This window comes from Photobacterium ganghwense, assembly GCF_017329545.1.
Classification (GTDB): Bacteria; Pseudomonadota; Gammaproteobacteria; order Enterobacterales; family Vibrionaceae; genus Photobacterium; species Photobacterium ganghwense.
The window spans coordinates 3,211,530-3,226,670 of the sequence record NZ_CP071325.1 but is presented as its reverse complement, the minus strand read 5'-3'; the positions used below and the strand labels follow the sequence as shown (position 1 = coordinate 3,226,670).

Annotated in this window: 14 protein-coding genes; 13 read left to right on the top strand and 1 reads right to left on the bottom strand. The window is 54.1% G+C overall.

Annotated elements, in window-relative coordinates; all coding sequences use genetic code 11:
- The first annotated feature begins 57 nt into the window (after nucleotides 1-57).
- The 12 genes from FH974_RS14530 (at nucleotide 58) to motX (ending at nucleotide 13,259) form a co-directional block, all read left to right on the top strand.
- Complete coding sequence (locus tag FH974_RS14530; RefSeq protein ID WP_047887584.1) at nucleotides 58-1,545, top strand: bifunctional ADP-dependent NAD(P)H-hydrate dehydratase/NAD(P)H-hydrate epimerase; 1,488 nt, start codon at nucleotides 58-60, stop codon at nucleotides 1,543-1,545.
- A gap of 8 nt (nucleotides 1,546-1,553) precedes the next feature.
- On the top strand, nucleotides 1,554-2,018 hold the full coding sequence (gene tsaE / locus FH974_RS14525) for a tRNA (adenosine(37)-N6)-threonylcarbamoyltransferase complex ATPase subunit type 1 TsaE (protein WP_047887585.1): 465 nt from the start codon (nucleotides 1,554-1,556) through the stop codon (nucleotides 2,016-2,018).
- A 4-nt stretch (nucleotides 2,019-2,022) separates the two neighbouring features.
- Nucleotides 2,023-3,741 carry an N-acetylmuramoyl-L-alanine amidase gene (locus FH974_RS14520; RefSeq protein ID WP_047887586.1) on the top strand — a complete coding sequence of 573 codons (1,719 nt, stop codon included), beginning with the start codon at nucleotides 2,023-2,025 and terminating at the stop codon, nucleotides 3,739-3,741.
- A gap of 2 nt (nucleotides 3,742-3,743) precedes the next feature.
- Nucleotides 3,744-5,948 carry a DNA mismatch repair endonuclease MutL gene (mutL, locus tag FH974_RS14515; RefSeq protein ID WP_047887587.1) on the top strand — a complete coding sequence of 735 codons (2,205 nt, stop codon included), beginning with the start codon at nucleotides 3,744-3,746 and terminating at the stop codon, nucleotides 5,946-5,948.
- On the top strand, nucleotides 5,941-6,876 hold the full coding sequence (miaA, locus tag FH974_RS14510) for a tRNA (adenosine(37)-N6)-dimethylallyltransferase MiaA (protein WP_047887588.1): 936 nt from the start codon (nucleotides 5,941-5,943) through the stop codon (nucleotides 6,874-6,876). Before mutL ends, miaA begins: the two co-directional genes overlap by 8 nt.
- An 86-nt stretch (nucleotides 6,877-6,962) precedes the next feature.
- Nucleotides 6,963-7,229 carry an RNA chaperone Hfq gene (gene hfq, locus FH974_RS14505; RefSeq protein WP_047887589.1) on the top strand — a complete coding sequence of 89 codons (267 nt, stop codon included), beginning with the start codon at nucleotides 6,963-6,965 and terminating at the stop codon, nucleotides 7,227-7,229.
- Between the two features lie 26 nt (nucleotides 7,230-7,255).
- The gene (gene hflX, locus FH974_RS14500) at nucleotides 7,256-8,545 is read left to right on the top strand and encodes a ribosome rescue GTPase HflX (protein WP_047887590.1); all 1,290 of its coding nucleotides are present in this window, start codon (nucleotides 7,256-7,258) and stop codon (nucleotides 8,543-8,545) included.
- Between the two features lie 57 nt (nucleotides 8,546-8,602).
- Complete coding sequence (gene hflK, locus FH974_RS14495) at nucleotides 8,603-9,760, top strand: FtsH protease activity modulator HflK (protein ID WP_047887591.1); 1,158 nt, start codon at nucleotides 8,603-8,605, stop codon at nucleotides 9,758-9,760.
- Nucleotides 9,761-9,762: 2 nt separating this feature from the next.
- A complete protein-coding gene (gene hflC, locus FH974_RS14490; RefSeq protein WP_207103363.1) occupies nucleotides 9,763-10,758 on the top strand; it encodes a protease modulator HflC in 996 nt (331 codons plus the stop codon).
- A gap of 97 nt (nucleotides 10,759-10,855) precedes the next feature.
- Nucleotides 10,856-11,050, top strand: coding sequence for a DUF2065 domain-containing protein (locus FH974_RS14485; RefSeq protein ID WP_047887593.1), 195 nt, complete (start codon nucleotides 10,856-10,858; stop codon nucleotides 11,048-11,050).
- Between the two features lie 117 nt (nucleotides 11,051-11,167).
- Nucleotides 11,168-12,466: an adenylosuccinate synthase gene (locus FH974_RS14480; protein WP_047887594.1), complete on the top strand. Its 1,299-nt coding sequence runs from the start codon at nucleotides 11,168-11,170 to the stop codon at nucleotides 12,464-12,466.
- 166 nt (nucleotides 12,467-12,632) lie between these two features.
- The gene (gene motX, locus FH974_RS14475; RefSeq protein ID WP_047887595.1) at nucleotides 12,633-13,259 is read left to right on the top strand and encodes a flagellar protein MotX; all 627 of its coding nucleotides are present in this window, start codon (nucleotides 12,633-12,635) and stop codon (nucleotides 13,257-13,259) included.
- Nucleotides 13,260-13,400: 141 nt separating this feature from the next.
- Here motX and hmpA read toward each other — a convergent pair whose 3' ends face one another.
- Nucleotides 13,401-14,585, bottom strand: coding sequence for an NO-inducible flavohemoprotein (gene hmpA / locus FH974_RS14470; RefSeq protein WP_047887596.1), 1,185 nt, complete (start codon nucleotides 14,583-14,585; stop codon nucleotides 13,401-13,403).
- Between the two features lie 105 nt (nucleotides 14,586-14,690).
- On the opposite strand from hmpA, the gene nsrR reads away from it, so the two are divergent.
- Entirely contained in the window at nucleotides 14,691-15,122 is a 432-nt protein-coding gene (nsrR, locus tag FH974_RS14465; protein WP_047887632.1) for a nitric oxide-sensing transcriptional repressor NsrR, read from the top strand.
- Nucleotides 15,123-15,141: the final 19 nt, after the last annotated feature.

The following is a 15,141-nucleotide window of genomic DNA, read 5'->3' as shown; positions in this document are numbered from 1 at the left end:
CCGAACGGGATTTCGGCACTATCTTGCAAAGAAAGAACCGGATGAAAGGAGATCGGGATGGCGTCAACAGTGTGGCCGCGTCGGCTCTATACCGCCGCGCAGGTGCGACAGGGTGAGGTTAAGGCTGCCAAAGCTTGTCAGGTAGCAATGTACCAGTTGATGGAGCGGGCTGGTGAGGCGGTATTTGCAACGCTTTGCCGTTCATTTCCGGATGCCCTCCATCTCTTGGTGTGCTGTGGTGGCGGGAATAATGGAGGAGACGGATATATTGTAGCCCGGCTGGCACAAACGGCTGGCTTTCAAGTGTCACTCTGGCAGCAAGGGGATGCTGACCGGCTGCAGGGGGATGCGGCCATCGCGCGGGATGCCTGGCTGGCTGTTGGCGGCACCATTTCAGCACCAGAAGCATCGGTACCCGAAACGGTGGATGTGGTGGTTGATGCGTTGCTGGGAACCGGACTGTCCGGATCCGTACGATCTGATGCGGCCGCTACGATCCTTGCGATCAACCAGAGTGCTTTGCCGGTTGTGGCGGTGGATATTCCCTCCGGATTGTGCGCTGATACCGGCCGGGTGCTTGGGAGTGCGATCCAAGCCAGGATCACGGTCACTTTCATTGGCTGTAAGCAAGGGCTGCTGACCGGGCAGGCCGCCGCGTACACCGGGCAACTGATATTGGCGGGGCTCGGGGTTGCGGCTGCATTTGATGCGCAGCAGCAACCTTCGGTACAGGTAGTTTCTGATAATGATGTCATGCTCGTACTGCCTTGCCGCAAACGGACCGCTCATAAAGGGGATCATGGCCGGATCCTGCTGGCCGGTGGCGATGCCGGGATGGGGGGGGCTATTCGTCTGGCGGCGGAAGCGGCGGCAAGGGCAGGAGCAGGGCTGACGGCGGTGCTCACCCAACCTGACAATGTACTGTCAATTGTGACAGCGGTTCCTGAGATAATGGCGCGGGGCTGGCAAGACAAGGCCCACGAAGCAGAAGAACGACTGCACTGGGCTGATGTGCTGGTTCTCGGGCCAGGGCTCGGGCAAACTGACTGGAGCCGTGCGCTGTATTTCCATCTGGCAGATACCGAGAAACCTATGGTGCTTGACGCTGATGGATTGAACTTATTAGCCCTTTCACCAGACTATAAAAATAATCGTATAATTACTCCTCACCCAGGTGAAGCTGCACGCTTACTCGGTTGCACGGTTGCTGACATTGAGCAGGACCGTTTTGCTGCCACCCATGCCCTGCACAAGCAGTATGGCGGGGTGGTAGTGCTCAAAGGTGCGGGAAGCCTGATTTATGATGGTGTGCAGCATTGGCTTTGCCCGGCAGGGAATCCGGGAATGGCGACGGGGGGAATGGGCGATGTACTGTCCGGCGTGATAGGTGCTTTACTCGGCCAGGGACTATCTCTGGCGGAAGCGGCCCGAATCGGTGTTTGGGTACATGCCCGCGCAGCAGATGCATGCGCAGAAGCCGGGGAGCGTGGTATGCTGCCCAGTGATTTATTCCCCTATATTCGACAACAAGTAAACCCAAGATAAAGAAAAGAATGCAAACATTTGAAACCCTGCTTGCCGATGAACAGGCGACAGTTGCGTTGGGCCAGCAGTTAGCTCAGGCCTGCCAGCGACAAACTACTATTTACCTGCACGGTGATCTGGGTGCAGGAAAAACCACGTTTAGCCGTGGCTTTATTCGTGCCTTGGGTCATACCGGTAACGTAAAAAGCCCGACGTATACGCTGGTTGAGCCTTATGAACTGCCACCTTGGCAGGTGTACCACTTTGATTTGTACCGTCTGGCGGATCCTGAAGAGCTGGAGTTTATGGGTATTCGTGATTACTTCTCGGCGGATGCCATTTGTCTGGTCGAATGGCCGGAAAAAGGGGGTGGCCTGCTTCCTGCGCCGGATCTGGATCTGGACATGCGTTACGAAGGTGAGCAACGCAAAGTCACCATCACAGCGAACAATGAATACGGTAGTGAACTGATCAAACGTTTGGAGTTGTGTTGATAGGATGTCGTTACGGGCTTTATTTCATGCTGTAGTTTTAGGGGCTGGGCTTTTTTGTACCCAGGTGCTGGCCAATGATTTAAGTGGGATCCGGGTCTGGCCGTCGCCGGATGAAACCCGGGTGGTGCTGGATATGGGAGAGGAGGTGGATTACAGCTACTTTACCCTGACCAAACCGGATCGCCTGGTGGTGGATCTCAAAAAAACCACGCTGAAAACCAAATTGCCAATGGCGGTGCAAGACAGCGCCGTTCTGAGCCAGGTTCGTAGCAGTGGCGCACCGGAAGATGGCACCTATCGTTTGGTCTTCGAGATAAAGAAGAGCCTGACCCCCAATGTATTTAAGCTGGCCCCGACGCCGGACGGGCACTATGGGCACCGTCTGGTGGTCGACCTGCCGCACGGCAAGGCCAGTGTAAAACAGGCTGAGCCCGAAGCGAAAAACTCGAACCCGGTGGCGAACCAGAAGGCCATCCTGCCTTTTGGGACGGACGATATTGTTGTGGCCATTGACCCGGGACACGGCGGTGAAGATCCTGGCTCTATCGGGCCAAGCCGTCTTTATGAGAAAAACGTGACCATGGACATCGCGCAAAAGGTAGTGGCGCGCATCAATGCGACCCCGGGGATGCGAGCTGTCCTGACCCGGCGCGGCGACTATTTTGTGAACCTGAATAAGCGTTCGGAGATCGCCCGCAAGAACAAAGCGCATCTGCTGGTCTCAATCCATGCTGATGGTTTCCACAAGCCGCAACCGCGTGGTGCCTCGGTTTGGGTACTGAACACCCGCCGGGCGAACACCGAAATTGGCCGCTGGTTGGAAAAGCACGAGAAGCAGTCAGAGTTGCTGGGTGGCGGTGATGTGCTGTCAGCCAACAATGAAGATCAGTACCTGAGCATGGCCGTGCTGGATTTACAATTCAGCCACTCGCAAAAAGAAGGCTATGATGTGGCCAACCGGGTGCTTAAAGAGCTGAGCAAAGTGACGACGCTGCATAAGAACCGGCCGGAGCATGCCAGTTTGGCGGTACTGAAATCACCGGATATTCCGTCACTGCTGGTTGAAACCGGGTTTATTACCAACCCGAGTGAAGAGCGGCTGCTGAACACGAAAGGCCATCAGCGCAAACTGGCTGATGCGGTTTATCGTGGTGTCTTGGCGTACTTTAACGAAAAGCCGCCGGAAGGAACGCTGTTTGCCTCGCGTAAACAGGGGATCAAACACAAGGTGGCCAAAGGCCAGTCACTCAGTGTGATTGCTGCCAAGTATGACACCAGTGTGTCGGCGATAAAAAGTGCCAACAGCCTTAAGTCCAATAGTGTCAATATTGGTCAGGTGCTGGTGATTCCGGGCAAGCTGCCGCAGTCGATTGCGGCAGCACCGCCGCCGGCTACGCCGGTCAAGTTGGTGACCCACACCGTTAAGCGCGGCGAGTTTCTGGGCAAAATTGCCGCTAACTACGGCGTGTCTGTGGCCAGTATTCGGGAACTGAACAAACTGAAGTCCGACAATGTAATGGTCGGACAGAAACTGAAGATTAATGCGAATCAGGGCAGTCCGGCCCCTCAAACTGAAGTGATTCATCATACCGTGCAGCGTGGTGAATTTCTCGGTAAGATCGCGGCTCATTATGGGGTCAGTGTAAACCGTCTGCGTGAAGTGAATCAGTTGCGTTCAGACAAGCTGGCTGTTGGACAAAAACTTACTATTCCAAGCAGTTAATTATGCCAATTCAGATCTTGCCAGCCCGATTGGCGAACCAGATTGCGGCCGGTGAGGTGGTAGAACGGCCCGCATCGGTGGTCAAAGAGCTGGTCGAAAACAGCCTCGATGCCGGTGCAACCCGGATAGACATCGATATCGATAAAGGGGGCAGCCGGACGATCCGCATTCGGGATAACGGCTGTGGTATTCCCAAGGATGAGTTGTCGCTGGCGCTGAGCCGGCATGCGACCTCAAAAATTGCTACGCTGGATGATCTGGAAGCGATCCTCAGTCTTGGCTTTCGGGGAGAAGCACTGGCCAGTATCAGCTCGGTGTCCCGCCTGACCCTGACCTCGCGCACAGTGGCGCAGGAAGAAGCCTGGTCTGCCTATGCGGAAGGCCGGGATATGGAAGTCCAGCTCAAGCCTGCGGCACACCCGGTCGGCACCACCCTGGAAGTGCTGGATCTGTTTTTTAATACCCCTGCCCGCCGCAAATTCCTCCGCACTGAAAAAACTGAATTCGGCCATATTGATGAGCTGCTCAAGCGGATTGCCCTCAGCCGGATGGACGTCAGTTTTAACCTGCGCCATAACGGCAAAATGATCCGTCAGTACCGGGCGGCAACGACCCAGATTCAAAAAGAGCGCCGGTTGGCGGCGATTTGCGGTGGACCGTTTTTGGACCATGCGCTGGCGGTCGAGCTGGAGCATGGCGGCTTTAAACTGACTGGTTGGATCTGCACGCCGCAAGGTGCACGGTCGCAAAATGATATCCAGTACTGTTATGTCAACGGTCGGATGATGAAAGACAAGCTGATCAACCATGCCATTCGTCAGGCTTACGAAACCAGCCTAGCCCCGGATCAGTACGCGGCGTATGTCTTGTTTATCGAGGTCGACCCGCATCAGGTTGATGTCAATGTCCATCCGGCCAAACACGAGGTCCGTTTCCATCAGGCGCGCCTGGTGCATGATTTTATTTGTCAGGGGCTGCAAAGCGCTCTGATTGAAGGGGCTGGCGAGGCAGCCAATTTTCAGGTGCCGGCGCCACGTGCCAGCGCTCAAGCCACACCGTCGCCCGCTTACCCGGCGTCGCAGAGTGCGTCGTATCAGGTTGAAGAACCCTCAGTATCACTGGCTGCGGCAGCGCGTACGCCGGATTACCCGAACAAAGCACCAACCAAAGACTGGATGCCATCATCAGGATCCGGCACTGGGCGAGCCAGCGCGCCATCGTCAGAAGACAACGGCCGAGGGACCGGACCGAGAGAGCCGTCAGTACCGTCCCGGGAGCAGATGCGACCGGAAGCCTTTACGCGTCCGTCAGGTAGCCCTGCCACGTCGCGTTCGCGAGGCGAAGACGGGCCGTCGCCGCAGGAAGTCGCTGCGTATCAACGTCTGCTGCAAACGGCAGAGTCAGCGGAAAGGCCGGCTAGCCACTATGACAGTGCGGCATCAGCCCGCCCTGCCTCTGAACGCTCGACCTCGGCTGATGTGCGACCGGTGATGTCGTCGCCTTCTGGCCGCGAGCCAAGCTCGTCCGTACGCCCGGCAGCCAGTCAGCCACCTTCGGCTGTGCCGGCGGCAGCGATGCCCGCCCGCGTAACGGCTTCGACTGCGTTGTCGCAAAATGCCGTCGACGGCAGTAACGGGATCGGGCTGGGTAAAGCCCTGTGTATGGTCGCTGGCAAATACCTGCTGTTGAGCCGTGATGAAGGCGTCGCTTTGCTGTCTCTGGAGCGGGCGGCGCATTTGCGTTGCAAAGGCCAGTTGCGGATGGCGCAGTCAGAAGGTCTCAAGCCCCAGCCATTGCTGATCCCGCATGCCTTACCGGTTGAGCCAAGTATGTTAGACTGTGCAGAACAGCACGCGCTCTTGCTCAAACAGCTGGGCATTCAGCTGAAAGCGAAGGGAACGCAACATATCGTGATTTTATCGGTCAGCCAACCGCTGCGGCAGCAAAACCTGCAGCAACTGATCCCGATGCTTTTGGGATACCTGGCGGCCGTGGCTGACGATCCACAAGCCCAGGGCTGGGACAAACTGCTGGACTGGATGAGTCGCCAACTGGTACTGGCACCACAGGCCTTCAGCCTGTCGCAGGCCATTCAGCTGGTTACGGAACTGGAACAGCTGTGGGGCGCTGATCTTGAACACTATTACTCTGAACTGCTGCGCCCGGTTGATTTGGCCGCAGCAATAGAAGCATTTGATTATGACTAAGCCACTTCCACAGGCGATATTTTTGATGGGCCCGACGGCTTCGGGCAAAACTGATCTGGCGATTCGCTTGCGCCAGCAGCTACCGGTCGAGTTGATAAGCGTTGACTCCGCCCTTATCTATAAAGGGATGGATATTGGTACAGCCAAGCCTGATGCCACAGAGTTGGCGCAGGCACCGCACCGGTTGATTGATATTCGTGATCCAGCGCAAAGTTATTCAGCCGCGGACTTTCGTGCTGATGCACTGAAAGAAATGGCTGATATAGTGGCTGCGGGACGGATCCCCCTGCTGGTTGGCGGCACTATGTTGTATTACAAAGCTTTGCTGGAAGGGTTGTCCCCGTTGCCGGCGGCTGATCCGGCCATTCGTGCCGGTATCGAGTTGGAGGCAGCAGAAAAAGGCTGGCAGGCCTTGCACGATGAGCTAAAGCGGATTGATCCGGTCTCCGGAGCTCGCATTCACCCGAATGATCCGCAGCGGCTGTCACGGGCATTGGAAGTTTTTCGTATTTCGGGTAAAACTTTAACTGAGCTTACGAAAACTCAAGGTGAATCCCTGCCATACCGGGTTCACCAATTTGCAATTACTCCCATGGATAGGGCTATTCTACATCGGCGGATAGAACAGCGTTTTGACAAGATGATCGAAGCAGGTTTTGAACAGGAAGTTCGTGCTTTGTATGAACGGGGAGATCTGCATCCGGATCTGCCTTCAATACGCTGTGTGGGGTACCGCCAGATGTGGGAATATTTGGACGGGCAGTGCAGCCTGGATGAAGCGGTGTTCCGCGGCATCTGCGCCACCCGTCAATTGGCGAAACGTCAGATCACCTGGCTGAGAAGCTGGAATGAGTTGACGTGGTTGGACAGTGGGGACGTGGACAAAGCGTTACAAACCGTCACAAACTCAGTTAGATGTGCGGGTTGATTAACGTGTATACTCACTACTGTTTTGCGTATTTTTAATTTTGTTCGTTGCTAACTACAACTACAAACAAATAAGGAAAAGAAATAATGGCTAAGGGGCAATCTCTGCAAGACCCGTTTTTGAACGCTTTGCGTCGTGAAAGAATCCCTGTATCAATCTACCTGGTCAACGGCATCAAGCTGCAGGGTCAGATTGAGTCTTTTGATCAGTTTGTGATCCTTCTGAAAAACACGGTAAACCAGATGGTATACAAGCACGCGATTTCGACTGTTGTGCCGGCGCGTCCAGTAAACCATCACCACGCCGGTGATCGTCAGCCATCTGATCGTGCCCAGGAAAAAACTGAAGAATAATCATTCTTCATTAAGGAGTTGATTGCTTGTTTGACCGTTATGAATCCGGTGAGCAGGCAATTCTTGTTCATATCAACTTCACGCAAGAAGGGGAGTGGGAAGACTTAAGCGAATTTGAAATGCTGGTCTCCTCCGCGGGAGTCAATGCGCTACGTGTGGTAACAGGTAGTCGTAAAACTCCCCACCCTAAATATTACGTGGGAGAAGGTAAAGCGCAGGAAATTGCCGAAGCAGTTCGGGCCGAAGGGGCCGAAATTGTTCTATTCAACCACTCTCTTTCTCCAGCGCAAGAGCGAAATCTGGAGCAGATCTGCAAGTGCAGGGTGCTGGACCGAACCGGTCTTATCCTTGACATCTTTGCTCAGCGTGCACGCACCCACGAGGGTAAACTGCAGGTAGAGCTCGCCCAGCTACGCCATATCTCCACTCGATTAATCCGGGGTTGGACCCACCTTGAACGACAGAAAGGCGGGATTGGCTTACGTGGTCCGGGTGAAACGCAGCTGGAAACTGACCGCCGCTTACTCCGTGAGCGGATTAAGACGATTTTGCGTCGTTTGGACAAAGTGGCCAAGCAGCGTGATCAGGGGCGCCGGGCCCGTAACCGGGCAGAGATACCGACGATCTCGCTGGTCGGTTATACCAACGCCGGTAAATCCACCCTGTTTAACCGGGTGACGGATGCTGGGGTGTATGCCGCTGACCAATTGTTTGCCACGCTGGATCCGACGCTGCGAAAAATTGACGTGGCGGATGTCGGAACCACGATTCTGGCCGATACCGTGGGATTTATCCGGCACCTGCCGCACGATCTGGTCGCAGCGTTTAAAGCAACATTGAAAGAAACCCAGGATGCAACCCTGTTGCTGCACGTGGTGGATGCCAGTGACGATCGCTTCCGTGAGAACATCGAAGCGGTAGACACCGTGCTGGAAGAGATCGAAGCCAATGAAGTGCCTTCTCTGGTTGTGATGAATAAAATCGACAACCTGGAAGGTGCGGAGCCGCGCATTGAACGAGACGATGACGGCGTACCACGTCGGGTATGGGTTTCGGCAATCGACGGTCAGGGTATCGATCTGTTGTTTGAAGCCCTGACGGAACGTCTGTCAGGCACCATGGTGAAGCATACATTACGGGTTCCGCCTCAGTACATCGGCAGGATCCGCAGTAAGTTTTACCAAATGGGCTGCATTATCAGTGAAGAATACGACACTGACGGCAGTCTCAAAATCGATATTCGCCTGCCGTTAGCAGAGTGGTCTCGGTTGCAAAAAAGGGAAAGTACTTCGTTAGATGACTTTATCGTTGCTTAATGGACTGCTAGAGTAATAAAAAAAACTGTCGTCATATCATATTGATGGAGTTCTATAATGGCGTGGAATGAGCCTGGAAACAACGGCGGCCGCGATAAGGACCCTTGGGGGAACAATAATCGCGGTGGTCGTGATCAAGGTCCGCCGGATCTCGATGAAGTTTTCTCGAAACTGAGTCGAAAATTTGGTGGCTTTTTGGGGAATAAAAAAGGGCCTTCAACGGGTGGTAGCGTTGCCGGTTTGGGGGCGATTGCGGTATTAGCTACAGCGGTGTGGGGCTTCTCCGGCTTCTACACCATTGGTGAAGCTGAGCGCGGTGTGGTACTGCGTTTTGGTAAATTCTATGAGATGGTCGATCCGGGCCTGAACTGGAAACCAACGTTTATCGACGAAGTGACACCAGTTAACGTTCAGGCTATTCGCTCGTTGCGTAGCTCAGGTCTGATGCTGACGAAAGACGAGAACGTCCTGAAAGTTGAGATGGATGTTCAGTACCGTGTGGCAGAACCGCAGAAATACCTGTTCAGTGTATCTAATGCGGATGACAGCCTGCGTCAGGCCACAGACTCTGCACTGCGTGCAGTGATCGGTGACTCGACCATGGACGAAGCGCTGACGACTGGTCGTCAGGTGATCCGTTCCAACACGCAGGAAGCGATCGATAGCATCATCCAGAAATACGACATGGGTCTGCTGGTCGTGGATGTGAACTTCCAGTCTGCTCGTCCGCCAGAAGCGGTCAAAGATGCGTTTGATGACGCGATTGCGGCTCGCGAGGATGAGGAACGTTTCGTACGTGAAGCGGAAGCTTACAGCAATGATATCTTGCCGAAAGCGACCGGTCGTGCGGAGCGTATCAAGAAAGAAGCGGAAGGTTACTCTGAGCGTGTAATCAACGGTGCGCTGGGTGAAGTGGCACAGTTCGAGAAACTTCTGCCTCAGTACATGGCGGCGAAAGAAGTTACCCGCAACCGTCTGTACCTTGAAACCATGGAACGCGTGTACGCGAACACCAGTAAGGTCATGGTTGATTCTAAGTCGAGCGGCAATTTGTTGTACCTGCCACTGGATAAGCTGGTCAACCCGACTCAGCAGAAGACTCAGCCAGCCAGCAGCAGCTCATCAGTGAATTACGACATTGAGCTGGAGAAAGTTGAAACCGCTCCGGTCTCTGCTGCGCCGCGTGGCGAGACAGGCCGTCAAGGGAGATATTAATTATGCGTAAGTTAATGATCCCGGTTATCGTGATTTTCATCGCGACGTTGCTGATGTCAATGTTCGTGGTGCAGGAAGGCGAGCGCGGTATTGTGGTGCGTTTCGGTCGTATCCTGAAAGATGCTGATACCGATGTCGCTCGTATTTACGAGCCGGGCCTGCATTTTAAAGTGCCGGTTTTTGACCGCGTACGTACGCTGGATGCCCGCATTCAGACGATGGACGATCAGGCTGACCGTTTCGTAACGTCAGAGAAAAAAGACGTGATCATCGATACCTATGTTAAATGGCGTATTGAAGATTTCGGTCAGTACTACCTGGCGACCGGTGGTGGTGATGCCTCTACGGCACAAGCTCTGCTGAAGCGTAAAGTGGTCGACAGCCTGCGTGCTGAAATCGGTTCACGTGAAATTAAGCAGATCGTGTCAGGTCCTGAGCGTAGCCAGAAAGCCGATAACGCGAACCTGGTGTCTGACGAAACGGCTCCTGCTACTGAGATTGTGGCGGAAGTGGCACCTCGTAAGACAGTGGAAGGCCAGCGTGATCAGGTCATGGCGAACGTACTGGCGGACATTCAGATCAGTGCCAAGAAAGACCTCGGTGTGGATGTGGTTGACTTCCGAATGAAGAAAATCAACCTGCCGGACGAGATCAGTGAGTCTATCTACCGTCGTATGCGTGCCGAGCGTGAGTCGGTTGCTCGTAAGCACCGTTCTCAAGGCCGTGAGAAGGCTGAAGTCATTCGCGCCCAGTCTGAGCTGGAAGTAGCGAAAATTCTGTCTGAGGCTGACCGTGAAGCGCGTGTCGTAAGGGGTAACGCTGACGCACAAACCGCAGAAATTTATGCTCAGGCATTCAACAAGAATCCTGAATTCTATAACTTCCTGCGTTCTCTGAAAGCGTACGAAAACAGCTTTAACTCGAAGAACGACATTCTGGTTGTGGATCCTAACAGTGATTTCTTCCAGTACATGAACGAATCGAAAGCCGCCAACTAAGCGCGGAATCCCGGTTGAAAAGGCAAGACTTCGGTCTTGCTTTTTTTTGCTTTTTATTCAGGCGTATAATTTTCCGGTTTAGCTTAGGAGAGAACGAATGAGTAATGCAATATGGCTGGCCCTGGGCCTGGTGTTGGTCTTTGAGGGGCTGGGGCCGTTGCTGGCTCCTCGGGGGTGGCGGGAGATGGTGAGCCAGCTCAGTCAGCAGGATGACAATACCCTGCGCCGTATTGGCGGGTGCCTGGTGGTTGCCGGGAGTGTGGTCGCTTACATTATGTACACTAGACTGTAATAGGCACTGACGAAGCCTGAGCAGGACTGGCGTGCGCGCGTACATGGTCAAAAAATGACTGCAAGGCGTCGAGTAAGGTGCTAGAATCCCTTTTTAACTACTGATAGACGAAGAAAGATGGCAAACAATGTAGTCGTTCTTGGCACCCAGTGGGGTGACGAAGGTAAGGGAAAGATCGTTGATCTTTTGACCGAAGATGCGAAGTATGTAGTGCGCTACCAAGGTGGCCACAACGCGGGTCATACACTGGTCATTGACGGTGAGAAAACGGTTCTTCACCTGATCCCATCAGGTATTCTACGCAACAACGTGAAATGCATCATCGGTAACGGTGTTGTCCTTTCCCCAGACGCTCTGATGAAAGAAATGGGCCAGCTGGAAGAGCGTGGTATTCCTGTTCGTGAACGTCTGTTCCTTTCTGAAGCTTGTCCGCTAATTCTGCCATACCACATTGCTCTTGATCAGGCGCGTGAACTGGCGCGTGGTAAGAAAGCGATCGGTACAACAGGCCGCGGTATTGGTCCTGCGTACGAAGATAAAGTGGCTCGCCGCGGTCTTCGTGTAGGCGACCTGTTCGACAAAGAAGCCTTTGCTGAGAAACTGAAAGAAGTTATGGCTTACCATAACTTCCAGCTTGAGCATTACTACAATGCTGAGCCTGTTAGCTACGATGACGTGCTGGCAGCGATCATGGCACAGGCTGATATCCTGACGTCTATGGTGATTGACGTGACTCAGGAGCTGGACGACGCGCGTAAGCGTGGTGACAAGATCATGTTCGAAGGTGCACAAGGCACACTGCTGGACATCGACCACGGTACTTACCCATACGTAACGTCTTCTAACACGACTGCTGGTGGTGTGGCTGCTGGTTCTGGTTTTGGTCCTCGTCACCTGGGTTACATCCTGGGTATCGCGAAGGCTTACTGTACTCGCGTAGGTGCTGGCCCATTCCCGACTGAGCTGTTTGACGATGTTGGCGAACACCTGGGTGTGAAAGGTAACGAATTTGGTGCAACAACTGGCCGTAAGCGCCGTTGTGGCTGGTTCGATGCTGTTGCAATGCGTCGTGCAGTACAAATCAACTCAATCTCTGGTTTCTGTCTGACCAAGCTGGACGTGATGGACGGCCTGGAAGAAATCAAGATCTGTACGGGTTACCAACTGGCTGATGGTACGGTTCTGGAAGTATCTCCAATGGCGGCAGATGCATACGAGAACGTCACACCAATCTACGAAACGATGCCTGGCTGGACTGAGAGCACTTTCGGTGTGAAAACTCTGGACGAACTGCCACAGACGGCGCTGAACTACATCGCGCGTCTGGAAGAGCTGACTGGTGTACCGGTTGATATCATCTCTACCGGCCCGGATCGTAACGAGACGATCATCAAAGTTCACCCATACGGTGAATAATCGTCAGGTTTGATGCCTTGTCAAAGCCAGCCTTCGGGCTGGCTTTTTTGTGTCTGTGATTTGGGTTCCGAAATCCTGCCGCGTTACCGTCAGTCCCTGCGGATTTTCCCTAAAGTCTGCGCCCGCTCCGCCGATACACAAGTTACGTTCGGATAGAGAGCCCTTCATGACGTTGCGATCCCTGTTACTTATCACATTGCTGGCTGCCACACCTGCCCACGCATTGGAAGAGGTGGGGGATGCTGTACCTGTGTACACCGACAACGAGCTGAGTAGGCTGTTTGCTGAAAATCGCCATCTGCAGCAGGTGAAAGCGGATGACTGTCAGCTGGTGCAGGACATTGAAGCCCGGGCTATCCGGGTTGAATCGCCGTCTTTCCAGTTCCTTTACGGCGACATGCTGGCCTGGGGGGTGTGTGTCCCGCGGAATGTGACGCTGGGAGTGCACTACATGCAGGCGGCGGCACAGCAAGGCTCTCCGGCAGCGCTGGAGCAGTTAGGGCGCTATTACGCGGAAGGCAAGCTGGTGCAGCAGGATCAGGAGCGGGCGATTCCGTATCTGCGCGAAGCGGCGGCGATGGGGCATGTGAATGCCCGTATTTTGCTGGCGGAGCTGCTGCTGTCTGATTACGGCAGTCCGCTCGATTTTGAGGATGCCTATCGTTGGCTGTATAACACCGCGACGGGCAGTCAGCAGATCCACTCGCGAATCACGAAGCTGAGGCGCAATCTTGAGCAGCGCATGCCGGCAAATGTGATTGCCCGCGCCAAACGGCGGGAGACCTTCTGGTAATACCGGTGGGGAGTCCGACCGTGTGATGGCGATGGCCGAGCATGCCATCCGCGACATGCTGAAAAGACGATGAAAAAGACGCTCTGCGACCAAAAAAAGAGAAGCCAATGGCTTCTCTTTTTCGTTGGAATTACCGAGCGATTACAGGACTTTGTGTGGCCCGAAGCACTCATAGTGCAGGCGTTCTGGAGTCACGCCCAGATCGATCAGTTGACGGGCAACATGCTGCATGAAGCCAACCGGGCCACAGAAGTAAAAGTGCATGGCCGGGTCGCGCAGCTCATCAGCCATCACATTCAGGTCCATCAGCCCCTGATGCTGATAGTCTTCTGCCGGTTGGTCGCTGGCCAGAGGCTCACGGTACCAGGTATGGCTGTGGATATGAGGGTATTGGTGGACCAGGTGCTGTACGCTTTCTTTGAAGGCATGCTGAGCACCGTTTTCCGCGGCATGCAGCCAGCGTACTTCGGCCTGATGAGCGGTCAGGGTTTCCAGCATGGCCAGAGTGGGGGTCAGACCGACACCGGCAGAGAGCAGGGTCACGGGCGTGGTTGGCTCAACATCCAGGAAGAAATCCCCGGCGGGTGGCATAACCTCAATCACCTCACCGACCTGCAGGGTATCGTGCAGATACGATGACACTTTGCCTCCCTCTTCCCGCTTCACGGAAATGCGGTAGCAGTCTGGTTGTGGTGCGGAGGACAGGCTGTACTGGCGAATTTCGCGGTATTCAAAACCGGCTGGTTTGAGGTTAATGCCTAGGTACTGGCCCGGCAGATAATCAGAAACTGGCTGGCCATCGACCGGTTTGAGTACAAAACTGGTGACGACTTCACTTTCCCGGCGCTTTTCAATCACCTCAAACGAACGGGTTCCGCGCCAGCCACCGTTTTTAGTCTCATTTTCCTGGTAAATGGCTTCTTCACGCTGAATGAATACCTCTGCCAGGACACCGTATGCTTCACCCCATGCGTTCAACACGTCATCGCCCGGCGACAGCATTTCATCAATGGTGCCCAGCAGGTGTTGGCCGACAATCGCGTACTGCTCGGCTGTGATCAGGAAGCTGGTGTGCTTGTGGGCAATTTTTTCCACTGCCGGTAAAAGGGCTGCCAGATTCTCGATGTTGTTGGCGTAGGCACAAATAGCGTTGAACAGTGCTTCGCGCTGATCGCCGTTGCGCTGGTTGCTCATGTTGAAAATATCTTTCAGTTCCGGGTTATGGCGGAACATTCGCTCATAGAAGTGGGCGGTCAGGGCTGGACCGGTCTGCGCGATAACTGGGGCGGTCGCTTTAACGATATCAATGGTTTGCTGGCTGAGCATGGCTGGCTTCCTTTAAAGGTGTATTTAGTATGAATGTTATAAGTTGTATCTTATCTGTATCTTTTGGTCAATAACAAGATTAAAATGTCGTCAGGAGGAGTGATTGTGCAACTGACGAGTTTTACTGACTACGGCCTGCGTGCCCTGATCTACCTGGCAACCCTGCCGCAAGGGGAATTGGCCAGCATTACCAAAGTCACCGAAGTGTATGGTGTCTCGCGTAACCATATGGTGAAAATTATCAACAAGCTGGGTCAGCTGGGTTATGTGGAAACGGTTCGGGGCAAGAACGGCGGGATCCGTCTGGGCAAACCGGCCGAGCAAATTATTATCGGTGAGGTTGTGCGGGCAATAGAGCCGCTCCAGATCGTCAATTGCAGTGAAGAGTTTTGTCATATCACCCCGGCATGCCGGCTAAAAGGAGTCCTTTTTACGGCCCGGCAAGCGTTTCTTGAAGAACTGGATAACCATACGCTGGCGGATATGATTAATGACAATCCGCCATTACGGGTGTTACTGGATCAGCCGGTCGCCTGAAGGCGAATCAATCACTTCG